This is a genomic window from Janibacter limosus NBRC 16128 (assembly GCF_001570985.1).
Taxonomy (GTDB): Bacteria; Actinomycetota; Actinomycetes; order Actinomycetales; family Dermatophilaceae; genus Janibacter; species Janibacter limosus.
In genome coordinates this window covers 59,520-83,295 of sequence record NZ_BCSS01000005.1, presented here as the reverse complement: position 1 = coordinate 83,295, position 23,776 = coordinate 59,520, and the positions used below count along the sequence as shown (strand labels likewise).

The 23,776-nt window shown below is 70.7% G+C and carries 18 protein-coding genes; 6 read left to right on the top strand and 12 right to left on the bottom strand.

All coding sequences use genetic code 11. The features are described 5' to 3' along the window. Window positions 1-104: 104 nt before the first annotated feature. On the bottom strand, window positions 105-1,340 hold the full coding sequence (locus JLI01S_RS03020) for a fatty acid desaturase family protein (protein ID WP_157074798.1): 1,236 nt from the start codon (window positions 1,338-1,340) through the stop codon (window positions 105-107). Between the two features lie 2 nt (window positions 1,341-1,342). Next, on the bottom strand, window positions 1,343-2,482 hold the full coding sequence (locus tag JLI01S_RS03015; RefSeq protein ID WP_068259741.1) for a ferredoxin reductase: 1,140 nt from the start codon (window positions 2,480-2,482) through the stop codon (window positions 1,343-1,345). 145 nt (window positions 2,483-2,627) lie between these two features. Here JLI01S_RS03015 and JLI01S_RS03010 point away from each other — a divergent pair, with 145 nt between their 5' ends. Continuing rightward, entirely contained in the window at window positions 2,628-3,827 is a 1,200-nt protein-coding gene (locus tag JLI01S_RS03010) for a helix-turn-helix domain-containing protein (RefSeq protein WP_068259737.1), read from the top strand. A 145-nt stretch (window positions 3,828-3,972) separates the two neighbouring features. Here JLI01S_RS03010 and JLI01S_RS03005 read toward each other — a convergent pair whose 3' ends face one another. Beyond that, on the bottom strand, window positions 3,973-4,593 hold the full coding sequence (locus JLI01S_RS03005; protein WP_245634508.1) for an alpha/beta hydrolase family protein: 621 nt from the start codon (window positions 4,591-4,593) through the stop codon (window positions 3,973-3,975). An 8-nt stretch (window positions 4,594-4,601) separates the two neighbouring features. Beyond that, window positions 4,602-5,516 carry an SOS response-associated peptidase gene (locus JLI01S_RS03000; RefSeq protein ID WP_068259731.1) on the bottom strand — a complete coding sequence of 305 codons (915 nt, stop codon included), beginning with the start codon at window positions 5,514-5,516 and terminating at the stop codon, window positions 4,602-4,604. Between the two features lie 88 nt (window positions 5,517-5,604). Here JLI01S_RS03000 and JLI01S_RS02995 point away from each other — a divergent pair, with 88 nt between their 5' ends. Genes JLI01S_RS02995 through hisN form a run of 4 tightly spaced genes read left to right on the top strand, consistent with a single transcriptional unit; the run spans window position 5,605 to window position 9,336 of the window. After that, window positions 5,605-6,120 (top strand): DoxX family protein, encoded by a 516-nt coding sequence (locus JLI01S_RS02995; RefSeq protein WP_068259728.1) that lies wholly within the window; start codon window positions 5,605-5,607, stop codon window positions 6,118-6,120. A 6-nt stretch (window positions 6,121-6,126) separates the two neighbouring features. Further along, on the top strand, window positions 6,127-7,422 hold the full coding sequence (gene aroA, locus JLI01S_RS02990; protein WP_068259725.1) for a 3-phosphoshikimate 1-carboxyvinyltransferase: 1,296 nt from the start codon (window positions 6,127-6,129) through the stop codon (window positions 7,420-7,422). Beyond that, entirely contained in the window at window positions 7,422-8,492 is a 1,071-nt protein-coding gene (rsgA, locus tag JLI01S_RS02985; RefSeq protein WP_068259722.1) for a ribosome small subunit-dependent GTPase A, read from the top strand. Before aroA ends, rsgA begins: the two co-directional genes overlap by 1 nt. 49 nt (window positions 8,493-8,541) lie before the next feature. Then, on the top strand, window positions 8,542-9,336 hold the full coding sequence (gene hisN / locus JLI01S_RS02980) for a histidinol-phosphatase (RefSeq protein ID WP_068259719.1): 795 nt from the start codon (window positions 8,542-8,544) through the stop codon (window positions 9,334-9,336). 164 nt (window positions 9,337-9,500) lie between these two features. On the opposite strand, the gene JLI01S_RS02975 is transcribed toward hisN, so the two are convergent. The 5 genes from JLI01S_RS02975 to chrA all read right to left on the bottom strand — a co-directional run bounded on the left by JLI01S_RS02975 (window position 9,501) and on the right by chrA (window position 15,864). Next, on the bottom strand, window positions 9,501-10,298 hold the full coding sequence (locus tag JLI01S_RS02975; protein ID WP_068259716.1) for a putative endonuclease domain-containing protein: 798 nt from the start codon (window positions 10,296-10,298) through the stop codon (window positions 9,501-9,503). Between the two features lie 189 nt (window positions 10,299-10,487). Then, window positions 10,488-11,864, bottom strand: coding sequence for a M16 family metallopeptidase (locus JLI01S_RS02970; RefSeq protein ID WP_068259713.1), 1,377 nt, complete (start codon window positions 11,862-11,864; stop codon window positions 10,488-10,490). Then, the gene (locus tag JLI01S_RS02965) at window positions 11,861-13,150 is read right to left on the bottom strand and encodes a M16 family metallopeptidase (RefSeq protein WP_068259709.1); all 1,290 of its coding nucleotides are present in this window, start codon (window positions 13,148-13,150) and stop codon (window positions 11,861-11,863) included. Before JLI01S_RS02965 ends, JLI01S_RS02970 begins: the two co-directional genes overlap by 4 nt. A gap of 9 nt (window positions 13,151-13,159) precedes the next feature. Further along, window positions 13,160-14,539, bottom strand: a complete 1,380-nt coding sequence (locus JLI01S_RS02960; RefSeq protein WP_068259705.1) for an NAD(P)/FAD-dependent oxidoreductase — start codon at window positions 14,537-14,539, stop codon at window positions 13,160-13,162. 155 nt (window positions 14,540-14,694) lie between these two features. After that, window positions 14,695-15,864 carry a chromate efflux transporter gene (chrA, locus tag JLI01S_RS02955; protein WP_068259702.1) on the bottom strand — a complete coding sequence of 390 codons (1,170 nt, stop codon included), beginning with the start codon at window positions 15,862-15,864 and terminating at the stop codon, window positions 14,695-14,697. 127 nt (window positions 15,865-15,991) lie between these two features. On the opposite strand from chrA, the gene JLI01S_RS02950 reads away from it, so the two are divergent. Then, window positions 15,992-16,435, top strand: a complete 444-nt coding sequence (locus JLI01S_RS02950; protein WP_169797276.1) for a 4'-phosphopantetheinyl transferase family protein — start codon at window positions 15,992-15,994, stop codon at window positions 16,433-16,435. Here JLI01S_RS02950 and JLI01S_RS02945 read toward each other — a convergent pair. The 3 genes from JLI01S_RS02945 to JLI01S_RS02935 all read right to left on the bottom strand — a co-directional run bounded on the left by JLI01S_RS02945 (window position 16,402) and on the right by JLI01S_RS02935 (window position 23,769). Beyond that, window positions 16,402-17,712 carry a M1 family metallopeptidase gene (locus JLI01S_RS02945; protein ID WP_245634507.1) on the bottom strand — a complete coding sequence of 437 codons (1,311 nt, stop codon included), beginning with the start codon at window positions 17,710-17,712 and terminating at the stop codon, window positions 16,402-16,404. The two genes, JLI01S_RS02950 and JLI01S_RS02945, sit on opposite strands and share 34 nt — an antisense overlap. Continuing rightward, a complete protein-coding gene (locus JLI01S_RS02940; protein WP_084349145.1) occupies window positions 17,709-21,611 on the bottom strand; it encodes a Pls/PosA family non-ribosomal peptide synthetase in 3,903 nt (1,300 codons plus the stop codon). The genes JLI01S_RS02945 and JLI01S_RS02940 overlap by 4 nt, the downstream gene beginning before the upstream one ends. Window positions 21,612-21,777: 166 nt before the next feature. Further along, window positions 21,778-23,769, bottom strand: coding sequence for a heavy metal translocating P-type ATPase (locus tag JLI01S_RS02935; RefSeq protein WP_068259688.1), 1,992 nt, complete (start codon window positions 23,767-23,769; stop codon window positions 21,778-21,780). Window positions 23,770-23,776: the final 7 nt, after the last annotated feature.

The following is a 23,776-nucleotide window of genomic DNA, read 5'->3' as shown; positions in this document are numbered from 1 at the left end:
CTCCACGCACACGGCCCCCTTTACCGGTGGACGCATACTTGCTGACCTTTCGTCAGCGCGTATACCTCCAACCGGCGAAGGGGGCCGTTGGCGAGCACCCTGCGTCAGGCCGCCAGCTGGAAGCGGGTGGCGCGGGCGCGGGCCTTCAGGCCCTTCATGCCGGACGTGCGCAGGATGCCGATCGTCTGCCTCAGCGAGGTGTCGTTGGGCAGGGACAGGCGGATGATCTCGCTCCACGCGGAGCCGACCTGCTTGGGCAGCGAGCCGGAGACGTACTCCAGGCCGTACTCGGCGAAGAGCGCCTGGATGCGCGGGGCGATCTCCGGGTAGCGGCGGCTGGGCATGTCGGGGAAGAGGTGGTGCTCGATCTGGTAGCTCAGGTGACCGGTGGCGATGTGCATCGGCGTCGAGCCGGTGATGTTGGCCGAGCCGAGCATCTGGCGCAGGTACCACTCGCCGCGGGTCTCACCGTCGATCGAGTTCTTGGTGAAGGTCTTCACGCCCGCCGGGAAGTGGCCGCACATGATGACCGAGTGCGTCCAGTAGTTGCGCACGAGGTTGGCCACGACATTGGCGCCGAGGGTCGACAGGAAGTTCGGCCCCGACAGCAGCGGGAAGAGCAGGTAGTCCTTGCCGGCCTGCTTCTTGATCTTGTTGACGACCTTCTTCGCCTCGAACATCCACTCCGGGTTGTCCTTGCGGGTCTTCCAGTTCTTGCCGAGCTCGAGGTCGTACGCGGCGATCCCGTACTCGAAGAGCGTGGCATTGATGAACTGCGTGATCGGCTGGATCAGGTAGCCCGGGTACCACTTCTGCGCGTCGTCGACACGCATGATGCCGTAGCCCAGGTCGTTGTCGTGGCCGACGACGTTGGTGTACGTGTGGTGCACCTGGTTGTGGCTGCTCTTCCAGTGGTCCGCCGGCGTGACGTTGTCCCACTCCCACGTGGAGGAGTGGATGCTCGGGTCGCGCATCCAGTCCCACTGGCCGTGGATGATGTTGTGCCCGACCTCCATGTTGTCCAGGATCTTGGACGCGCTCAGCGCGGCCGTCCCGGCCACCCAGGCGATCGGGTTGCCGGAGAAGAACAGGGCCGCGCGGCCACCGATCTCCAGGTAGCGCTGCGCCTTGATCACGCGGCGGATGTAGCGGGCATCGGCCTCGCCCAGCGAGTCCATGACGGACGCGCGGATCCCGTCGAGCTCGCGACCGAGCTCCTCGATCCGCTCCGGGGTGAGGTGCGAGATCGGCGACTCGGTGAGATTGACGTGGGTGTGGATGACATCGGACATGCCGCCGGTGATGCGGGCGTCCGTCGTGCGCTCGAGAGTGGCAGTCATGGTCACTTCTCCTTGGTCTCGATGGTGCAGGAACCCGCGACGGCGGAGATGCAGGTCTGCACCTTGACCGCGGGGTCATCGGGAGTCGTCGTGGTCAGGTCGCCGGTGCGCAGGTCGCGCACGGCGCCGTCGGTCATGGGCAGCACGCAGCTGAAGCAGATGCCCATCCGGCACCCGCTCGGCATGAGGACGCCGGCGTCCTCGGCGGCGTCGAGGATCGTGGTCGCGCCGTCGAGCTCGAGGGTCTTGGTGTCGCTGCCGACACGAAGGGAGGCAGTGCCCCCTTCGCCGGCCTCGACGATGGTCGGGCGGAAGCGCTCCACGTGGAGCAGCTCGCTCTTGCCCGCGGCCTCGTAGTGGGTCTCGAAGGCGTCGAGCATCGGTGCCGGGCCGCAGATCCAGGTCTCGCGGTCGTGCCAGTCGGGCACGAGCTCGTCGAGCTGGTCGGGGGTGAACATGCCCTCGTCGTCGGTGTGGCGCACCATGACGCGCACGCCGGGAGCGGGGCTGGCCAGCTCCTTGGCGAAGATCACGTCGTCGGCCGTCGGTGCGGAGTGGGCGTGGACGACGTCCAGCCCGTCGAAGTCGTGGTTGCGCATCATGCCCATGACGGGCGTGATGCCGGAGCCACCGGTGAGGAAGAGGACCTTGGGCGGCACGCTCTGCGGGAGCATGAAGTCGCCGGTCGCCTGGTCGAGCTGGACGATCGTGCCCGGCCGCGTGTGGTGCACGAGGTGCCGGGAGACCAGACCGTCGGGCATCGCCTTGACGGTGATCGAGATCAGACCGTCGCGGGCACTCGTGTCGGAGGTCAGGGAGTAGGCGCGCCACAGGCGGCGGCCGTCGACGTCGACACCGACGCGGATGTACTGACCGGGCGAGTGACCCTGCCAGTCCCGGCCGGCGCGGATGGTGATCGTGGCGGCGTCGCGGGTCTCGGGGATGACGGAGACGATGCGGCCGCGCAGGTCGGCACCAGAGCGAAGGGGGGCGAAGAGATCGAGGTAGTCCTCGGGGACGACCGGCGTGGCCAAGCCGCGCAAGATCCGCGCAGCAGTGTCGCGGACCGCGGCGGTACCCGTTCGCTGAGGTGCGGGTCCGCGCAGCGGGCGAGCCTCGAAGCGAGATGCGGTTGTTGTCATGACTCCATCCTCTCGCCTCAACCCTGCCGCCACTGTGTCCCTTGTGAGTAGGATTTCACCCATAAGATTGTTCGCACGAGACAAAACGTGAGTACAGTCATGACACTGGCTAAGCCTCGAAGCCACCCACCCAGGAGGAAACCCCTTGTCGGACAACGTCGGTCGCACGGCGCAACGCGCCGCGGACCTCGCCCTCGACGAGGCGACGGTCTCCTCCCTTCGATCCCACCTGCCACGGGTCGCCCGACTCGTGGTCGCCGAGGTCATGGAGCAGGTGCCCGCCTACGACGTGCCCTTCCAGGGGCGCATGGGGCGGGTGATCGAAAAGGCGGTGCAGGTCTCGCTCGAGAGCTTCGTTTCGCTGGCCTCCAGCGCCGCGCCGCGAGGGGGGCCTCTCGGCGTCGGCGTCTCCGCCGCCAGCGAGCTCGGCCGGGCCGAAGCCCGCAACGGCCGCCCCGTCGAGGCGCTCCTGTCGGCCTACCGCGTCGGTGCGGGCGCGGCATGGCGCGAGCTGTCGGTCGAGGCGATCGCCGCCGGGGCGGACGCCGCGACGCTCGGGCGATTTGCCGAGCTCGTCTTCACCTACATCGACGAGCTGTCCGCGGCCTCCGTCGCCGGGCACAACCAGCAGACGAGCAGCGCCGAGCGCGACCGCATCGTCCACCTCGACCGGCTGGCCCGCGGGCTGCTCATCGGGGCGGGAGAGGCCGAGCTCGAGAGCGCCGCGGCCGCCGCGCACTGGACCGCCCCCCGCACCCTCACCGCGGTCCTCGTCCCCCGGGGCCGGCTCCTCACCACCGCCGGCGTCCTCGACCCGCGGACCCTGACCCTCACCGAAGGACTGCCGGCCCCCGACAGGAGCGGCGACACCGGGCCCGACAGCGCCGTGCTGCTCGTCCCCGACAGCGGCGGACGCTCCAGACAGCGGCTGCTCGAGCTGCTCGACGGGCGCGACGCGGCGATCGGCCCCGCCCGGCCGTGGCTGCTCGTCCACGAGTCCTATGCGCGGGCGGTGCGCGCCCGCGCGCTGCGCGACGGACTCGTCGACGCCGACGCCCTCCTGCCGGAGCTCGTCCTGCACGCCGACCCCACGGCCCTGGCCGATCTGCGCGCGGCGGCACTGGCTCCCTTCGAGGAGGTGGGCGAGGGCGCCGCCGAGCGGCTGTCCGAGACCCTGCGGGCCTGGCTGCTGCTGCAGGGACGCCGCGAGCTCGTCGCCGAGTCCCTGCACGTGCACCCCCAGACCGTGCGCTACCGGATGAACCAGGTGCGCGACCTGTACGGCGAGCGCCTCGATGACCCTGATGAGGTGCTGGCGATCCTGCTGGCGCTGGGTCGCTCGTAGCCCTCGTTGGTCGAGGTGCGAAGCCGCCGCCCTCGCTGGTCGAGGTGCGAAGCCGCCGCCCTCGTTGGTCGAGGTGCGAAGCCGTCCACGGCTGAGCCTCGAGACCCGGTCACCACGGTCTCGAGGCTCACGCCCTAGCGGGCATTCACACCTCGACCAGCGAGGCGGCGACGAGGTCGGCGATGGCCTGGCCACCGGTGAAGGAGTGCGTCCCCGGCGCTGCGTCGACACGCACGTCATGGGCCTCGTCCCCCAGGGCTCCTCGGAGCGCTTCGCGGACGGCGTCGGGTGAGCCGAAGGGGTCCCGCGCGCCCTGCACCACCTGCACCGGCAGCCCTGCCTCGACCGGGAGCACGAGCTCACCGATGCGCGACGTGTCCGCCCCCTTGCCCTGCGGCACGAGGGGGAAGGACAGCGCCAGCACCCCGTCGGCACCCAGCTCGACCGCCAGCCGACAGGCCACTCGCGCGCCTGCGCTGCGGCCGCCGAAGATCACCCGCTCGGCCAGGTCGTCACGCACCTGCGCGACGATCTCGCGCCACGCGGCGTCGAGCTTGGGCGGCATGGGCGCCACCTTTTTGCCCGCGACCCGCCACGGCATCTCGACCAACGCCACCTGCCAGCCGTGGGCCGGCAAGGTCGCTGCGATCGCCGCGAGGTCTGTGGCATCGACCCCGCCACCGGCTCCATGGGTGAGGAGGAGGGAGCCGCGCGTGGCCCCCTTCGCCGGGGTGAGGTGGACGCGGGCCGGCCCCTGCTCAGTCACGACCTCGATCATCTGGACGGCTCCGGGTCTCGAGGCTCCTTCGTCGCACCTCGACCAACGTCGCCGAGGACCTCCCCGGTCTCGGGGTCGACGACGCCGACCAGCTCGGACTCCGGCAGCGGGTCGAGCAGGTGCGGACCGTTGTTGCGCGTCGCGCCCACCGCCGTGGAGATCGGGTACGCGGCGAAGCGGCCGGGCCGGGCAAAGGCGAGCAGCTCCCCCACCTCGGCGAGATCAGTGAGGCTCGGGTCGAGCCAACGTGTCCAGTCCTCACGCTCCAGGACGAGCGGCTGGCGGTCGTGGATGCGGTCCATGCCGGGGTCGGCCGCGGTCGTGATGATCGTGAAGGTGGTCAGCCACGCGTCCGGGTCATCGTTGTCGGCAATCGCCTTGTCCCGCCAGAACTCGTACAACCCGGCGAAGGCGAGCGGCTCGTCGTCACCCCGGTGGATGTAGAAGGGCTGCTTGCGCGGCTTGCCCTTGCGGTCGCGCGCCACCGGCGAGAGCTGCCATTCGTACCAACCGGCAGCCGGCACGAGGCAGCGCCGGCTCGCGGCGGCCTTGGCGAAGGACGATTTTTCCAGCACGGTCTCCGCGCGGGCATTGGTCATCCGCAGCCCCACCTTGGTCTCCTTGGCCCATGACGGCACCAGACCCCAAGTGAGCAGTCGCAGCTGGCGCTCCCCGTGTCCTGAGGTGTGAGGGCCCCCGGGCCCGAGCCTCGAAGGGTCCCCCTTGGGCGCACGGCTGAGCACGACCGGAGCCTGCTTGGTCGGCGCCATGTTGTAGTCCGGGGTGCCGGCCGGCGGGTCCTGCGGCGACTTCAGCAGCGAGCGCGCCGGATCACCCACCCGATCGGCGTCGATCTCGAACTCCTCGATCAGGTCATCCGGGTTGGCCGTGGCCGCATAACGTCCGCACACACCTCGAGCCTAGGCCGCCGGGCCGACTACGGTAGAGGTGTATCCGCCGGGATCCTCCCGGTGCTGTCCACGACGACAAGGAGCAGTCATGATCGTTCGTCGCATCGCCCGCCCCATGCTGGCCGGCATCTTCATCTGGGGCGGCATCAACGCCCTGCGCTACCCCAGCGCCCACGCACCCGCCGCCGAGACGGTCACCAAGCCGCTCGCCGGCAAGACCCAGCTGCCCGACGACACCGAGCTGCTCGTGCGTGCCAACGGCGCCGCGATGCTCGCCGGTGGCGCTCTGCTCGCCACGGGCAAGTTCCCGCGACTGGCCTCCACCGTGCTCATGGGCACGCTGGCCCCGACGATGGCCACGCACAACTTCTGGGCCGAGTCCGACCCGCAGGCCAAGGCCGGCAAGATGACCCAGTTCATCAAGGACGCCAGCCTCATGGGTGGCCTGATGCTGGCCGCGGTCGACACCGAGGGCAAGCCCGGCGTCGCCTACCGCGCCAAGCTCGCCGGCGAGAGCGTCGAGCGCACCGCGCGCAATGCCCGCAAGACGGCTCGTCGTGAGGCCAAGTTGGCCGCCCTCCAGGCCAAGAACGCGGTGTCCTGACCCGCGATGAGCACCCCTGATTGGCATGCCCCGGCAGCGTCCGGCCGCCTCGACGCGACCGTGACGCTGCCGGGCAGCAAGTCCCTCACCAACCGGTACCTCGTCCTCGCCGCACTGGCCACGGACACCTCGCGGTTGCGCCGCCCCCTTCGCTCCCGGGACACCGAGCTGATGGCCCAGGCCCTGCGCCAGCTCGGTGCCGGCGTCGACGACGCCACCTCCACCGGAGCCTCCCCCGACTGGATCATCACGCCCGCGACCCTGCGCGGCGGACGCCCCGTCGACTGCGGTCTCGCGGGCACCGTCATGCGCTTCCTCCCGCCCATCGCGGCCCTGGCCGGCGGCCCGGTCGCCTTCGACGGCGACGAGCACGCCCGCGTGCGGCCGATGGCCGCGGTCATCGATGCGCTCCGCGACCTCGGGATCACCATCGAGGACGAAGGGAGGGGAACCCTCCCCTTCGTCGTCCAGGGACAAGGCTCCGTGCGCGGCGGCACCGTCGTGGTCGATGCGTCCGCGTCCTCCCAGTTCATCTCCGCGCTGCTGCTCGTCGGGTCCCGCTTCGAGGAGGGCATCACCGTCGTCCACGAGGGCAAGCAGGTGCCCTCGCTGCCGCACATCGAGATGACCGTCGAGACGCTGCGCGATGCCGGCGCTGCGGTCGACGACTCCGAGGCCAACACCTGGCGGGTCGAGCCGGGCGAGCTGCTGCCCCTCGACGTCACCGTCGAGCCCGACCTGTCCAATGCCGCGCCCTTCCTCGCTGCCGCCGTCGTCGCCGGCGGGTCGGTGTCGGTGCCGGACTGGCCCGGGCACACCACCCAGGCCGGCGACACGATCCGCGACGTCCTCGAGCAGATGGGCGCCGAGGTCACCCTCGGCTCCCGCACGCTCACCGTCACCGGTGACGGACGGCCGCGCGGGATCGACATCGACCTGCACGAGGCCGCCGAGCTGACCCCCGTCGTCGCGGCCTTGGCCGCGTGCGCCGAGGGCCGCTCCTGGATCCGCGGCGTCGGGCACATCCGTGGCCACGAGACCGACCGCATCGCGGCACTCTCGCGCGAGCTGACTGGCCTGGGTGTCGGCGTGACCGAGCTCGAGGACGGGCTGCAGATCGACCCGGCACCGCTGCGGGCGGGCACCTTCAGGACCTATGCCGACCACCGCATGGTGATGGCCGCTGCCGTCATGGCGCTCCGCGCACCGGGCACCGTCGTGCAGGACCCCGGCACCGTCGCCAAGACGGTGCCCGAGTTCGTGCAGCTGTGGGAGTCCATGCTCAGGACTGCGGTGCGCTGATGGGTCGGTCCGCGAGCAGCTGGGACGAACGCGACGTGCGGGTGCGGCCCAACCGTCGAGGAACCCGCCCCCGCACCAAGGACCGGCCCAAGCACGAGGACGCCATCGTCGGTCGGGTGACCGCCGTCGACCGTGGCCGCTGGACGACGCTCGTCCCCGCCGGTGACGGCCTGCCCGAGCGGGTCGTGATCGCCATGCGAGCACGCGAGCTGGGTCGCTCCCCTGTCGTCGTCGGCGACCGCGTGGCGATGGTCGGCGACACCTCCGGCCAGCCGGACGGGCTGGCGCGCATCGTGCGGATCGAGGAGCGGGCGACAGTGCTGCGGCGTACTGCTGATGACACCGATCCTTTCGAGCGGGTGATCGTCGCCAATGCCGATCAGCTCGTGGTGGTCGCGGCCCTGGCCGACCCCGAGCCGCGTCCGCGCCTGATCGACCGCTGCCTGGTCGCGGCCTACGACGCCGGGATGGACCCCCTTCTCGTCCTGACGAAGTCCGATCTTGCGTCCGGTGAGGACTTCCTCGCCCAGTACGCGCCGCTGAATGTGCCGCACGTGGTGACGTCCGTGCTCACCGAGGGCAGCGAAGGCCTCACCGAGCTGCGCCGCCGCCTCGCCGGCCGGGTCTCGGTGCTCGTCGGGCACTCCGGGGTCGGCAAGTCCACGCTCGTCAACGCGCTGTGCCCCGCGGCCGACCGGGCCACGGGGCACGTCAACGACGTCACCGGACGCGGACGGCACACGTCGACCAGTGCGCTGGGACTGCGGCTGCCCGCGGTCGAGGGCCTCGAGATCGACCTGGACGACCCGGACGCGCCCGGGTGGATCATCGACACCCCGGGGATCCGCTCCTTCGGTCTGGCGCACGTCGAGGCCGACCACATCATCCGGCACTTCCCCGAGCTGGCACAGGGCGCCGAGGACGGCTGCCCGCGCGGCTGCACCCACGACGAGCCCGACTGCGCGCTCGACGCCTGGGTGGCCGCCGGCCACGCCGGGACGGGCGGCGAGCAGCGGCTGGACTCGCTGCGCCGGCTGCTGCGCGCGCGGTCAGGCGAGGACACCCACTAGCCGCTCTGCCGTTGCTCCGTACTCTGAGCCGGGCAGGTACGTTGACCGGATGGCGACCTCCCAATATGCCGATGACCTGCGGCTGGCCCACGTGCTGGCCGATCAGGTCGAGCGGATCACGATGTCCCGCTTCCAAGCGGACGACCTCGTGGTCGAGTCCAAGCCCGACCTGACGCCGGTCAGCGACGCCGACCGCTCCTGCGAGGAGGCGATCCGCGCCCAGCTCGCGCGATCGCGCGGCCGCGACTCGATCCTCGGCGAGGAGTTCGGCAGCACGGGCGAGTCGCAGCGTCGCTGGATCATCGATCCGATCGACGGCACCAAGAACTATGTCCGCGGCGTCCCCGTGTGGGCCACGCTCATCGGGCTCGTCGACGGCGAGGACTGCGTCGTCGGGCTCGTCGCCGCCCCCGCCCTGGGTCGGCGCTGGTGGGCGGCCAAGGACGCCGGCGCGTGGACCGGACGCTCGCTCTCTCAGGCCAAGCAGATCGGCGTCTCCCGGGTGTCCAAGCTCGCGGACGCCTCGCTCTCCTACAGCTCGCTCGACGGCTGGCGCGAAGGCGGGCGAGGGCGCAGCTTCCTCAACCTCACCTCCGACATGTGGCGCACCCGGGCCTACGGGGACTTCTGGTCCTACATGCTCGTCGCCGAGGGCGCCGTCGACGTCGCCGCCGAGCCCGAGCTCGAGATCTACGACATGGCCGCGCTCGTCGCGATCGTCGAGGAGGCCGGTGGCCGCTTCACCTCGCTCGAGGGCAAGCGCGGCCCGTGGGGTGGCAATGCCGTCGCCAGCAACGGCCTGCTGCACGACGAGGTGCTCGCGCGGTTGGCCCCCGACGCCTGACCTGACCCCCCGCCCGTCACACGAGCACCACCAGCACCGGTAGCACCGTGCCGAGAGATGGTTGTGCGTTGAAGTGGTAGCCAAGAGGGCCGGCGAGGCTCATATGGCGACGCCGGCACCCAGAACTACCGGTTCAACACACAAGCAACCGGCTCAGTGGCCGGTCAGAGCGCGTACTTGGCCGGATCCTCGGCGTGGCGGCCGGACCTGATGACCGTCAGCAGCGTCTGCGAGGTCTGGCCCCACCTGCCCATCACCATGTGGTGGGTCAGCCGCGACGTGAAGTACCCCAGCTCCAGCGCCCGCAGGTCCCGAGCTCGGTCCTTGGCATAGGTGTCCTCACCGGTGTGGTGCTCCCTGCTGTCGCACTCGATGATCCAGCGACGCCCAACCAGGTTGTCGACCCAGCCCACACCGGGAATCTTGACCTGGGGGGTCACGGTCACATTGTGCAGCTGGAGGAAGAACCGCACCTTGCTCTCGGTTCCGGACTGCGACAGCCCGGAGACCCGACTGAGCACCCGTGCGGTCCGACGCGGTGCGGAGCGGGCCAGAGCAGCGATCTCCTCAGCGCTGACCTTGCCCTGGTGCAGGGCCGAGTCGGCGAGGATCCCGACATCGAGCGGGTCGAGGCAGACGGCCGCATGCTCCAGCAGCAGGCGTGGCGATGCGATCGCATCACTCTCCGGCCACCGCTGGTGCCATCCGTGCCCGACCCACCCCGCCCCTACAGCCCCGCGCCGTGAGTACACGTGCCGTCCGTGCTCGCGCGGCACCCACAGGCCGTGCTCCTTGGCTGCCGTCACACAGGTCGGTCGCAGCCCCTCCGCCAAGGCCCGCCTGACCTCGAGCGAGGTGTCCTGCGTGAGGTAGTACCTGCCCGCACGCAGGAGCTCATCCCTGGACACGGCCAGCGCCAGCTCGCGCCCGCTCCCCGGCCACTGGTCTCTCAGATAGATCATCCGACCAGCACAGCGGCCAGCCACACCTGCACACAGGGACGTCGCAGATCTGGGGACGAGCCCCCTTCGCCTCGCTTGGTTGTGCGTTGAAGTGGTAGCCAGGAGCGCCGGCGAGGCTCATATGGCGACGCCGGCGCCCAGAACTACCGGTTCAACACACAACCATCGCGTGTGACGAGCTGACGCCGCTCAGTTGGGGACGACGGTGACCGGGCCGAGCCCGAGCGCCTCGACCTCGTCGCGGTAGAGACTCGCGTCGCCCACGACGATGATCGTGCGCTCCTGCGAGACGTGCTCGCGCCACGCGGCGTCGAGGTCGGAGGGCGTCAGCTCACGCATCGCGGCGATGACATCACTGGTGAAGCTGAGCGGCAGGTTGTCGCCCGCCAGCCCGCTCGTCTCGTCGGCGATGGCATCAGCGGTGTCATAGCGACCGGGCGCGGTGAGGGTCAGGAAGTCCACGCCGGCGCGGGTCTCCTCCGCGGAGATCCCTTCGCCGACACCCTCGATGATCTCGGTCAGCAGACGCAGCGAGTCCACCGTCGAGTCAGCACGCACCGATCCGGAGACGGTGAAGGCCGACCCGATCTGCCGCGGCCGGAAACCCGCCCGGATGCCGTAGGTGTAGCCCTTGTCCTCGCGCAGCACCTCGTCGATGCGGGCATTGGGCGCGCCACCGATGACATAGCCCAGGACGGGGAAGGGGGCCCACCCCGAGTCGACGCGCCGGTCCGGGCCGGGGCTGCCCATGAGGATCTCCGACTGCACGGAGCCGGGCCGGTCGACGAGCACCACGCGTGCGGCGTCGGCGGCGCGCGGCGCGGGCGCCGGCTCCACCGAGGCGGTGCGTCCCGAGGTGGTCCACGCGCCGAGCGACTGCGCGAGCAGAGCGTCGACATCCACGCCCGTCAGGTCACCGGCGACGACGACCGTCGCGCCCTCGGGGTGCACGTGCGCGGCGTGGAAGGCGACGACATCCTCCCGGGTGATGGCCGCGACGCTCTCGGGCGTGCCCGACCCCGGACGGCTCGCGCGGTTGGCGGAGTCGTAGTAGGTCTTGGCCCATTCCTTGAGGGCACGACGCCCGGCAGAGGCCCGCTCCTGCTCGATCTCTGCCTGTCGGGTACGCGTCAGGCGCGACACCTCTGTCTCTGCAAATGCAGGCTCGGTGAGGCACTCGGTCAGCAGACCAAGGCCCTCGGCGAGATTGCGCAGCGGCACGTCCATGTCCATGCCGAGCGAGGACTCGCTCATGCCGGCACCGATCGCGATGCCACGCCGCTCGAGCAGCTCGGACAGCTCGCGCTGACCATGGGTGCGGGTGCCCTCGTCCAGCAGTCGCGCCATGATCCACGCGACGCCCTCGATCTCGCGCGGCTCGTGCCGCAGGGCAACCGGCACGGTCGTGCGCACGGAGATGACGTACTGGCCAGGGACATCGTGCACGAGCGCACGGATGCCATTGGGCAGGTCGAGCTCACGCGGCTGGGGAAAGGTCCACTCCCCCGGCGGGGCGACCTCGGGGCGCGGCTGCGCCGGGGCGCTGGCCTCGTGGACGGTGCTCATGCGACCTCCTCCTGCTCCTGCGCGACGCGGTAGACGACGGCGGCCCGGCTCTGCGGCCGGAGCCACCGGTCGGCTGCGGCTCGCACCTCCTCCGGCGTGACCTCGGCCAGCTGGTCGAGGAAGGTGTTGACATAGCCCGGGTCGTCGTGGAGGCACGTGTAGTGACCGATGATGTCGGCCCGCTCGTCCTTGGCCGCGAGTGCCGACAGCCAGCCTCGCTCGGCCTGGGCGCGCACCGCCTCCATCTGCTCGGGCGTCGGCCCCTCGTCGGCGAAGGCGGTCATCTCCGCGCAGACCCGCTCCTCGAGCGCGTCGGTGTCCACGCCCTCGGCGACATCAACGACCACGAGCCCCAGCGAGACCCCGTCGACGAAGCCCATCGCTCCGACGTCCACGCTGTTGGCGACCTGCTCGTCGCGGACCAGGCGCTGCTCCAGCGGCGAGAAGCTCAGGCCGCCCAGGCAGTCCAGAGCCATGGAGGCGGCCAAGAACTCACGGCGGGTGTCGCCCCCTTCGGCAGGGAGACGGAAGGCGAGGTGGATGCGGTCATTGGGCACCTCGTCGACGACCTCGACCCGGACCGGCTCGGTGAGCGGGGGCAGCGCGTCGACGGGACCACGCCGCGGCGCCGCCCGGTGGGTGATGTGCCCGAAGTAGCGCTCGACGAGCTCGATGGCCCGCTCCGCGGTGACGTCACCGACGATCGTCAGGACCGTGTTGTCCGGCGCGTAGTGGGCGGTGAAGAAGTCGTGCACGTCCTGCACCGACGCGGCGTCGAGGTCCTCCATCGAGCCGATCGTCGGGTGGTGGTAGGGGTGACCCTCGGGGAAGATCGTCGCGTAGACGGTCGACAGGGCCTGGCCATAGGGCTGGTTGTCGTAGCGCTGCCGCTTTTCCTCCTTGACCACATCACGCTGGTTGTCGAGGTTGGCCTGGTTGACCGCCGCGAGCAGGTTGGCGTGCCGGTCGGCCTCGAGCCACAGCGCGAGCTCGAGCGCCCCCGAGGGGATCGTCTCGAAGTAGTTGGTCCGGTCGAACCACGTCGTGGCATTGAGCCGGCCACCCACACCCATGAGCGCCTGGAAGTGCTCGCCGTTGTCGACATTGGCACTCCCTTGGAACATCAGGTGTTCGAAGAGGTGGGCGAAGCCGGTGCGACCCTGCTCCTCATGGCGTGATCCGACACCGACCCACAGGTTGACCGTGACGGTCGGAGTCGTGTCGTCCGGCTGCACGACGACGCGCAGCCCGTTGGCGAGGGTGTGCTCCTCGAGGGTGAAGTGCATGTCCGCACCCTACGACGCGTCGCGCTGCTCCTCGTGGCCGCGCCGCGGCAGCTCGGGGTACGCACCCGGACCGAGGTCCTCCATCGCACGCCGCGCGAAGACCTGCTGCATCGTGGTCGCGCGCTCGTTGCGGTTGTTGCCGACGAAGGTGATGATCCAGTTGAGCAGTGTCGAGACGCGGTTCTTGAAGCCGACCATCGCCATGAGGTGCACCGCCAGCCAGGCCAGCCAGGCGACGAAGCCGGTGAGCTTGATCTTGCCGATGCTGGCAACGGCGGAGTACTTGGAGATCGTGGCCATCGAGCCCTTGTCCTTGTAGACGAAGGGGGCCTGCGGCTCCTTGCCCTCGAGGCGGCCGACGATCTCCTTGGCCGCGTAGCGACCGCCCTGGATCGCCAGCTGGGCGACGCCCGGGTAGCCCTTGAGGTTGATCATGTCGCCGATGAGGAAGACCTCGGGGTGGCCCTGGAGGGTCAGGTCCTCCTCGACGTGGACACGACCGGCGCGGTCGACCTCGGCGCCGGCCTGGTCGGCGACCATCTTGCCCAGCGGGGAGGCGGCGACGCCGGCGGCCCACACCTTGGTCATCGACTCGATGCGGCGGAGGGTGCCGTCCTTGTCCTGGACCTCGATACCGGTGCCGTCGACCTGCTTGACCATCGCGCCGAGCTGGACCTCGACGCCGCGCTTCTCGAGGCTGGTGCGGGTCTTGCCACCGAGGTGGTCACCGAAGGAGGGCAGCACCTGATCGGCGCCGTCGAGGAGCACGACGCGGGCATCGCGCGGGTTGATGTGGCGGAACTCGTGAGCGAGCGTCTTGTGCGAGAGCTCGGCGATCTGACCGGCCATCTCGACGCCCGTGGGTCCGGCGCCGACGACGACGAAGGTGAGCAGCCGCTCGCGGTCGTGCGGGTCCGTCGTGGTCTCGGCGAGCTCGAAGGCGCCGAAGATCCGACCGCGCAGCTCGAGGGCGTTGTCGATGTCCTTCATCCCCGGCGCGTAGCGGGCGAAGTGGTCATTGCCGAAGTAGGACTGACCGGCGCCGGCGCCGATGATCAGGCTGTCGTACGGGGTGACCGTCTCCTGGCCCAGCGAGCGCGAGGTGACCGTGCAGGCCTCGAGGTCGATGTCCATGACATCGCCGAGGATGGTGCGCACGTTCTTGTCACGGGCGAGGATGTCGCGGGTCGCGGGGGCGATGTCACCCTCGGACAGGATGCCGGTCGCCACCTGGTACAGCAGCGGCTGGAAGAGGTGGTGGCCCGTCCGCGAGACAAGGGTGACCTCGACGTCCTTGCCACTCAGGGCCTTGGCGGCGAAGAGGCCGCCGAAGCCGGATCCGATGATGACGACGCGGTGCTTGGCTGAGGTATCGCTCACGTCTCCCATTGTGGCGCAGCCCTTGACGGGGGCGAAATCCTCGGGGTATTGGACTGATCACAGCCGCGTACCGCTGGTCGAGGTGCGACGAGCCCCGGCGAGGAGCCGCGTACCACCGCTGGTCGAGGTGCGACGAGCCCCGGCGAGGAGCCTCGAGACCCGCGTCAGAGGAGCAGCGCGCCCAGCAGGCTGGCCCCGATCACGACTGCCCAGGCGGGCGACCTCCACACCGCGAGCGCGACGAAGGCGACCGCCGCGACGACCATCGTCCCGGCGCCGGTGATCCCCTGCGTGAAGACGGGGTCGTAGAGCGCGGCGGCGAGGAGCCCGACGACCGCCGCCCCGGCCCCCGCCAGGGCGCGGCGAGACCGGGCCGAGCGACGCAGCCGCTGCCAGAAGGGCAGGCCGGCGACGACGAGCAGCGCCGATGGCAGGAAGATCGCGAGCAGCGCGACGAGGGCCCCGAGCGGAGCGCTCTGCCCGGGCACCAGCGCACCGAGGTAGGCGGAGAAGGTGAAGAGCGGCCCCGGGACCGCCTGCGCGGCGCCGTAGCCGGCGAGGAAGTCCCCGTGCCCGATGAGGCCGTGGCCGACGGTCTCCGCCTCGAGCAGCGGCAGCACCACGTGCCCACCACCGAAGACGAGCGACCCCACGCGGTAGAAGGAGTCGACGATGCCCAGGGTCGGGTCGTCGACGAGCACCGCGAGGACGGGAAGGGAGACGAGCAGCCCCACCCAGATCGCCAGGGCCGCGAGGGCGGCGCGTCGTCGGACGGGGACCGCCTCGTCCTCCTCGTCGGTGACCGGGTCGGCCGACAGCCAGAGCAGCCCGGCGAGTGCCCCGAGGACGATCGCAGCGACCTGGCTGGTCGCCGACGGCAGCAGCAGCACGACGGCGAGCGCGGCCACGGCGATGGTGGCGCGACGCGGCCCGACGGCGAGCGTGCGCGCCATCCCGATGACCGCGTGGGCCACCACGGCCACGGCGGCGGCCTTGAGGCCGAGCAACCACCCTTCGTCCCCGGTGACGCCGACGGCCTGCGCGCCGAGCGCGAAGGCGAGCATGACCAGGGCCGAAGGGAGGGTGAAGCCCACCCACGCCGCGGCCATCCCGAGGTAGCCGGCACGGCGTAGTCCGATCGCCATCCCGACCTGGCTGGACGCCGGCCCGGGGAGGAACTGGCAGAGCGCGACGAGGTCCGCATAGGCCGCCTCGGTGAGCCACTGCCGCCGCACGACGAAGGCTTCGCGGAAGTAGCCCAGGTGCGCCACCGGCCCGCCAAAGCTCGTCAGACCGAGCAGCAGGAAGATCCTGAAGACCTCGAGGACCCGCACGCCCTACCCTGCTCTCGTGGAGATCATGTGGCACGCCCCACGCTCCCTGAGGAGCTTGCGCAGCAAGCGTCTCGAAGGGACCGCCAACGACGCTCTCCGCGCACATGTCGCCCGTTCCGTGAGGAGCTTGCCCAGCAAGCGTCTCGAAGGGATCACCACCGGCCGCCACTGCCCCACCTGCGGCTCGGCGACCCACGGGCGCCCATGGGTCCGGCTGGCTGACGGCACGAGCCCGCATGTCAGCCTTTCCCACTGTGGCGAGCACGTGGTGACCGTCATCGCGGACCACCCGGTCGGCATCGATGTCGAGTCGATCGACGCGGTCACCTCACGCTGGGACCCGGCCCTGGTCCTCCACCCGAGCGAGTCCGCCGACGCCCCGGCGCAGCAGGCCGCGATGTGGTGCCGCAAGGAGGCGATCCTCAAGGCGCTCGGCACGGGCCTGAGCACGCCGATGAGCGAGATCCGGGTCGCTGACTGGCAGGTCGAGGACATCGCGGCCCCCGATGGCCTGGCCGCAGCCGTCGTCGTCATCCCTCAGGCCGGCAGAGGTGGCAGCTCGACCTCGTAGAGCCATGCCTGGAAGAGGTCCCCGAGGTCCTCCCCCGTGACGCTCTCCGCGTGCGCGACAAACATGGCGGTGGTGACATTGGTGTGGCGCTGCGTGGCGCTCCAGGTCCGCAGCACCTCGAAGAAGGCGTCGTCGCCGACCCGGTGACGCAGCGCGTGCAGGGTGAGCGCGCCGCGCTTGTAGACCCGGTCGTCGAACATCAGCTCGGCGCCCGGGTCACCGAGGAGCAGCTCGTCACCGTCATCGGTACGCACCCGCTCGTGGTGCACCTCCGCGCGCTCGCCGACGGTCATCAGCCCGATGTGCTCGGACCACAGCCACTCGGAGTAGCAGGCGAAGCCTTCGTGCAACCAGATGTCCCGCCAGTGCGTGAGGGTCACGGAGTTGCCCCACCACTGGTGGCTCAGCTCGTGGGCGACGAGCCGGATGCTCTCCCAGTCGTCGCTCATGAAGTTGCGACCGAAGGTCGACAGGCCCTGTGACTCCAGCGGGATCTCCAGGTCGTCGTCGGTGATCACCGCGGTGTACGACGCGAAGGGGTAGTCCCCGAAGAGCTCGGCGTAGAACCCCAGCATCTGCGGCTGCTTGCCGAAGGCCGCCCGGAAGCCCTCTCGGGGGCGGTCGGCGGGTGCCACGACGCGGACGGGGACGGGCGCTCCCTTCTGCTCGAGCACCTCGTACTGGCCGATCTGCACCGTGGCGAGGTAGGTCGCCATCGGGTCGTCCTGGCGGTAGGTCCACGTCGTCGCGTTGCCGCGGGTCGTGCTGCTGACGAGCTCACCGGCGACGGCGACGTGGTACCCCTTGGCCACGGTCAGCGCGATCTCGTAGGTCGCCTTGTTGTCCGGCCGGTCATTGCACGGAAACCAGGAGGGCGAGCCGTGCGGCTGGGCGGCGACGAGGACGCCGTCCTCCAGCTCCTCCCATCCGGCCTCGCCGAGATGGCGGCTGCGCACCTGCTTGGGGGTGCCGGCGTACTTGACCCGCACCTCGAAGTCCTCACCCTCGGGCACCGTGCGCCCGAGCGTGACGGCGAGCCGATCGAAGCGGTGGGCGTACTTGGCGACGCTCCCGTCGACGTGCACGCGAGCGACCTTGAGGGAGTGCAGGTCCAGCTCGACCCGGCTCACCGGCTGCAGCGCCCGACAGGTCAGCGTCGCCTCGCCGGACAGGCGGTTGCCGGTGACCTGGTAGTCCAGCACCAGCTCGTAGTGCTCCACGTCGTAGGACGCGTCCCCGTGCCCGGGGACGTAGTCGTCCGTGCCTTGCCGCCTCACTGGCGCTCCTCCCACGGTCCGATCGGGTTGCCGATCCATCGTGTGCGCGACGGTACGCCTTCACCACGCATCACCAGTGACGCCGGGCCGACCGTCGCATCCCTCCCGATGCTGGACGCGGGGAGGATGACGCTGTTGGGCCCGAGGGTCGCGCCTTCCTCGAGGACGACCGTGTCCAGGCTGAGCACCCGGTCGTGGAAGAGGTGGGTCTGCACCACGCAGCCGTGGTTGACGGTCGCGCCGTCACCGAGCCGGACCAGGTCGCTCTCGGGGAGCCAGTAGGTGTCGCACCAGACCCCCGCGCCGACCGTGCTGCCCATGAGGCGCAGCCACGCGTTGAGCGCCGGCGTGCCGGCGGTGATCCGGGCAAACCAGGGCGCCGCGAGCATCTCGGTGAAGGTGTCGGCAAGCTCGTTGCGCCAGACGAAGGGGGTCCACAGCTCGTGCTCGCCCGCGCGGTGGCGACCGACGAGGACCCACTTGGCGACCAAGGTGATGCCGGCCGCGACATGGCTGCCGACGATCATCACGGGTCCGGCGAGCAGCACTGCGGCCCAGACCGACCGGTCCAGCAGGACCAGCAGCGCCAGACCCACCGCGACATTGAGCGCGACCGAGCACAGGAGCGGGATGACCCGGCAGAGCTCGACGAGCGCGCGCAGGACCTTCAGCCGGGTCGGCGGGTCATAGGTGCGGCTGGCGTCCTGCTCGTCGGCCGTCCGTCGCAGCCTGCGCGGCGGCGAGCCGATGTAGGACTGGCCCGCCTTGACGACATCGCGACCAGGGGCGGCGGAGAGCACGGCGACGAGTGAGCGCTTGGGCACCCGTCGGCCCGGCGCGAGCATCCCGGAGTTCCCGACGAAGGAGCGTTTGCCGACCTTGACCCGCTCGACGCGGATCCAGCCACCGCCGAGCTCGTAGCTGCCGATCATCGTGTCGTCGGCGAGGAAGGCGTGGTCGCCCACGCGCACGAGCTTGGGGATGAGCATCACGGTCGATGCCTCGACGCCGACGCCGATGCGGGCGCCCAGCAGCCGCAACCAGATCGGGGTGAAGGCACTGGAGTAGATGGGGAAGAGCCAGTCCCGTGCCTCGTCGAGGAGGCGGATGGTCCCCCAGATCGCCAGGCCGGGCGCCGAGCGCACCGGGTAGTGACCGGGCTGGACGAGCGTGCCGAGCAGGCGGGTGAGGCCGAGGACGAGGAGCGCCAGGACGAGGTGGCCGGCGAGCGCGGCGAGCGGCAGCCACGGAAGGGAGGTCCGCACCGCCTCGCCGAGGCTGTCGGTCCCGGAGACGGCCGGCCAGAGCACGGCTGCGCCGGCGAGGGTCGCCAGCCCGGGCAGGGAGGCGATGAGCAGGGCGAGCACGGCGTAGCCGAGGAGCCAGGCCCTGGGGGCGGGCGCCTCCTGCGAGGACCACGGACCGCGTGCCCGGCCGTGCGGCTCCGCCGGCGCCCCCGACCAGATCTCGCCGGGCGTCACCGCACCCGTGACGTGCGATCCGGGGGCGATCTCCGCGCCCGCACCGATGGCCGACCCCGGGGAGATCGTGCTGCGGGCGCCGATCCTGGCGGAGGCCCCGATGCTGATCGGGCCGACGTGCACGAGGTCACCGTCGATCCAGTGGCCGAGCAGGTCCACCTCGGGCTCGATGGAGGCCCCCGGCCCGACGTCGAGCCACCCGGTGACCGGCGGAAGAGCGTGCAGGTCCACCCCTTCGCCGATCTTGGCTCCGAGCAACGCTGCGTACCAACGGAACCAGACCGCACCGGAGAGCGACGCCGCGGCCAGCTCGTCCTGGATGCGGGCCGCCAGCCACAGCCGCAGGTGGACCTTGCCACCACGCGGGTGCGAGCCCGGCGTCACGCCACGCAGGACCAGCCGGGCCAGGAGCGCGGCGAGCACCATCCGGCCCGGGGCGGTGAGGAAGAGCGCCGTCGTGAGCGCGACGAGCCAGATGGGACCGGTCGGCAGCCACGGCAGGACGAGGTGCCCGATGGTCGAGCCGAGCAGCAGCCAGGCCACCCACCGCATCCCCGCGAGGGCACGAAGGGGGACCATCGCCACCAGCTGGGCCACCTGGGTCCGCGTGCGGATCGGCCTGATCCTGCGATCGGTCAGGACCATCGTCGACGCGGCCGCGGACTCGTCGAGCCAGGCGGCGAGGTCGCCGAGGGTCGGGTGCGCGTAGAGGTCACCGACGGTGGTCTCGGGGCTGCGCTCGCGCAGTCGGCTGACGACCTGGGCCGCGGTGAGGGAGCCACCGCCGAGGTCGAAGAAGTCGTCCGAGGGATTGCGCACCTCGGCGCCGATGATCTCCGCCCACAGCGCGGCGATCCACTGCTCGGTCTCGCCGAGATCGCCCTGCGCCGGGGTGTCGCCCGAGGTCGGGAGGGGCCACGGAAGGGCATCGCGGTCGACCTTGCCGGAGGTGCGGGTGGGCAGCTCGTCGACGACCGCGAGGCGGGGTACGAGCGCAGCGGGCATGCGTTCGCGCAGGAGGTCGCGGGCGCGTGCCGCGTCGTACCGCGCGTCGGTCGTCAGGTACCCGACGAGCAAGGTGTTGCCCGCCTGGGAGGAGCGGACCGCGGCCGCCGCGGAGACGACCCCGGGCAGACGGAGCAGCTGCTCGTCGATCTCGCCGAGCTCGATCCGCCGGCCGCCGAGCTTGATCTGGTCATCGGCGCGACCGGCGAAGACCAGTCCGAGCGGGTCATTGCGCACGACATCACCGGAGCGGTAGGCACGCTCCCAGCCGAGGGTGGGCATGGGCGCGTACTTCTCCGCGTCCTTGGCCGGGTCGAGGTAGCGGGCCAGGCCGACCCCACCGATGATCAGCTCACCGGACTCCCCCGCCGCGACCGGCTGACCGTGGGCGTCGACGACGGCGAGGTCCCACCCGGCCAGCGGCAGGCCGATGCGCACGGGGTCGCTACCATCGAGCATCGCGCCGCAGGCGACGACGGTGGCCTCGGTGGGGCCATAGGTGTTCCAGACCTCGCGACCGGGCGCCTGCAGGCGTGCGGCCAGCTCGGGCGGGCAGGCCTCGCCGCCCATGATGAGCAGCCGGACCTGCTCCAGCGAGCTCGGCGGCCACAGCGACACGAGGGTCGGGACGGTCGAGACGATGGTGATCTCGTTGGCCACCAACCACGGGCCGACGTCCACGCCGGAGCGCACGAGCGACCGGGGTGCGGGTACGAGGCAGGCGCCGTAGGCCCAGGCCAGCCACATCTCTTCGCAGCTGGCGTCGAAGGCGACGGACAGCCCCGCCATCACCCGGTCCCCCGGGCCGATCGGGTCCTCACGCAAGAACATCTGCGACTCGGCATCGACGAAGGCGGCCGCGTTGCGATGGGTGACGGCCACTCCCTTCGGCGTGCCGGTGGAGCCCGACGTGAAGATCACCCAGGCGTCATCACTCGTCCCGGGGTGCGTCGGCTCGCTCGGCGAGCGCCCTTGGCCCGCAACGGTGGTCGAGATGACCAGGTCGTTGCCGACGACGGCCGCAGCACCGGACTCCTGGAAGACCACGCGCGCTCGCTCGTCCGGGTCGTCCGCGTCGACGGGGACATAGGCCGCGCCGGCGACGAGGATCCCGATGATCGCGACATAGAGGTCGGTGGAGCCGGAGCGGATCCGCACCCCGACCTTGTCCCCCGGACCGATCCCGAGCTCCGCCAGCTGCTCGGCCAGCGCCGACGCCGCCTCGCCGAGCTCGGCATAGGTCAGCCTTTCGCGGCCGCTGTCGACGGCCGGCGCGTCCGGGTGCGCAGCCACGACGCTCGTGAAGATGTCGACGAGAGTGCGCGGAGCAGTGGCCCGGTCACCCGCGAGGAGCGAGGGCAACAAGGACGAAGGGGAGGTCACGGGCGAAGGATGGACTGCCAAGATGAACATTTGGGGGCGCCTGCCAGCCCTTCGCCGGGATCAGCCACGTAGCCCTGCCTCCTGCAAGCACCCCAGCGCACCATCACGACCGATCGACGGGCATGCGAAGGGTCCAGTGCATGGGTGAGGCCCGAGCCCACGGGGGCTCGGGCCTCACGAGACCCTCCGGGTGCGCTCAGGACAAGGGACCTGCGCCGGCGGTCTGCAACTCACGGGCATCCGAGGCGGGTGCAGGACCTGCGCTGTGCTGGTCCTCGTTGCGCCGCATCAGCCGCATCGCGTTGACGATGACCAGCAGGACAGAGGCTTCGTGGACCAACATCCCGATGGCCATGGTGACTCCCCCGGCGAAGACTCCCGCCAGGAGCAACACCACCGTGATGAGCGCGATCGCGATGTTCTGGCGCATCACGTTCACCGTCCGGCGGGCGAGGTCGACCGCTTGCGGCAACTTGAGCAGGTCGTCCTGCATCAGCGCGATGTCGGCGGTCTCGATGGCGACCCCGGTGCCCGCGGCACCCATCGCCACCCCGATGTCGGCGGTGGCCAGCGCGGGAGCATCATTCACTCCGTCGCCGACCATCGCGACGGTGTACCCGTCGGCCTTCAACTGCGCGACCATCGTGAGCTTGTCCTCCGGCAGCAGCTGCGCTCGGACCTCGTCCAGGCCGACCTGCGCGGCGACCGCATCGGCGACGCGCTGCGTGTCACCGGTCAGCATGACGACCTTTTGCACGCCGGCATCGTGCAGCCGGGCGATCATCTCCTGCGCGTCGGAACGGATCCGGTCAGCGACCGCGACCACACCGATGACACGGGAGTCGAGAGTGACCACCATCGGCGTCCGACCGAGCCCGGCGAGCCGGTCGACCTCGGTCGCGGCACCACTGTCGTCGGCGATGCCCTCGACCGTGAGCAGCGGCAGGTTGCCCACGGAGACACGCTGGCCGTCGAGAGTCGCGATGACACCCATCCCGACCACCGGCTCGGTCCTCTCCGGCAGACCGTGGACAGGCAGCCCCTCGGCCTCTGCAGCGTCGATGATCGGGCGGGCCAGCGGGTGCTCGGAGCCGGCCTCGGCGCGAGCCGCCCAGCCCAGCACGTCGGATCGGTCCAGGGCCGGGTCCAGGACGGTGACGTCAGTCAGGTAGGGCTTGCCCTCGGTGAGGGTGCCGGTCTTGTCCAGGGCCACGGCTGAGATCCGTGCGCTCGTCTCGAGGTACTCGCCGCCCTTGATCAGGATGCCGTCCTTGGCGCCGCGGCCGATACCCGCGACGATCGCCACGGGGATGGAGACGACCAGGGCTCCCGGGCAACCGATCACGAGCAGGGTCAGCGCGAGCACCGCGTCGCCGGTGACCAGACCCGCGACCAGGGCGAGCACGATGATGCCGGGCGTGTACCAGGCGGAGAACTTCTCCATGAACGTCTGGGTCGCGGCCTTGGCATCCTGTGCCTCCTCGACCCGGTGGATGATCCGCGCCAGAGTGGTGTCTGCGCCGGTGCCGGTGGCGCGCACCTGGAGGAAGCCACCACCGGAGATGGTGCCGGCGAACACCTCGTCGCCCTCCCCCTTCTCGACGGGGATGGACTCGCCGGTGATCGAGGACTCGTCCAGGGCGCCGGTGCCACCGATGACGACACCGTCGACAGGGACCTTGGCGCCGTTCTTGACCAGCACGGTCTCGTCGGGCTCCACCCCGGCTGCTGGGATCTCGACCTGCTTCCCATCGCGCATCACGACGGCCACGTCGGGAGCGACGGCGACCAGCTCGGCGAGAGCGGAGCGGGTCTTTTTCATGGTCCGGGCCTCGAGTGCATGGCCGATGGCGAAGAGGAAGGTCACCGCAGCGGCCTCCCAGTACTGACCGATGACCACCGCGCCGATCGCGGCGACCGAGACCAAGAGGTCGATGGCGATCATCTTGGTCATCAGGGCCCGCACGGCCTTGATGAGGATCGGTGTGCCGGCGACCACGGCTGCGGCGACCATGAGGAGGTCCGAGGCGATCAGTGCAGCGGGGAGGGCGCCGGCACCCTCGGCGTGTCCGTCCGAGAACGGATTCACGCCTTCGGTGAAGGAGAAGATCGCGGCGAGGGCGATGAGCAGACCCGACGCCGTCGGGTTTGTCCATGGACCGCGTACCCAGCGGGTCAGGGAATTCATGGTGACG

Bases quoted from the DNA above. Each gene is read 5' to 3' on its own strand.
- JLI01S_RS03020 (WP_157074798.1), bottom strand. From the start codon at position 1,340: ATGACTGCCACTCTCGAGCGCACGACGGACGCCCGCATCACCGGCGGC.
- JLI01S_RS03015 (WP_068259741.1), bottom strand. From the start codon at position 2,482: ATGACAACAACCGCATCTCGCTTCGAGGCTCGCCCGCTGCGCGGACCC.
- JLI01S_RS02940 (WP_084349145.1), bottom strand. From the start codon at position 21,611: ATGTTCATCTTGGCAGTCCATCCTTCGCCCGTGACCTCCCCTTCGTCC.
- hisN (WP_068259719.1), top strand. From the start codon at position 8,542: ATGGCGACCTCCCAATATGCCGATGACCTGCGGCTGGCCCACGTGCTG.
- JLI01S_RS02965 (WP_068259709.1), bottom strand. From the start codon at position 13,150: ATGCACTTCACCCTCGAGGAGCACACCCTCGCCAACGGGCTGCGCGTC.
- JLI01S_RS02970 (WP_068259713.1), bottom strand. From the start codon at position 11,864: ATGAGCACCGTCCACGAGGCCAGCGCCCCGGCGCAGCCGCGCCCCGAG.
- JLI01S_RS02975 (WP_068259716.1), bottom strand. From the start codon at position 10,298: ATGATCTATCTGAGAGACCAGTGGCCGGGGAGCGGGCGCGAGCTGGCG.
- JLI01S_RS02995 (WP_068259728.1), top strand. From the start codon at position 5,605: ATGATCGTTCGTCGCATCGCCCGCCCCATGCTGGCCGGCATCTTCATC.
- aroA (WP_068259725.1), top strand. From the start codon at position 6,127: ATGAGCACCCCTGATTGGCATGCCCCGGCAGCGTCCGGCCGCCTCGAC.
- JLI01S_RS02960 (WP_068259705.1), bottom strand. From the start codon at position 14,539: ATGGGAGACGTGAGCGATACCTCAGCCAAGCACCGCGTCGTCATCATC.
- JLI01S_RS02935 (WP_068259688.1), bottom strand. From the start codon at position 23,769: ATGAATTCCCTGACCCGCTGGGTACGCGGTCCATGGACAAACCCGACG.
- rsgA (WP_068259722.1), top strand. From the start codon at position 7,422: ATGGGTCGGTCCGCGAGCAGCTGGGACGAACGCGACGTGCGGGTGCGG.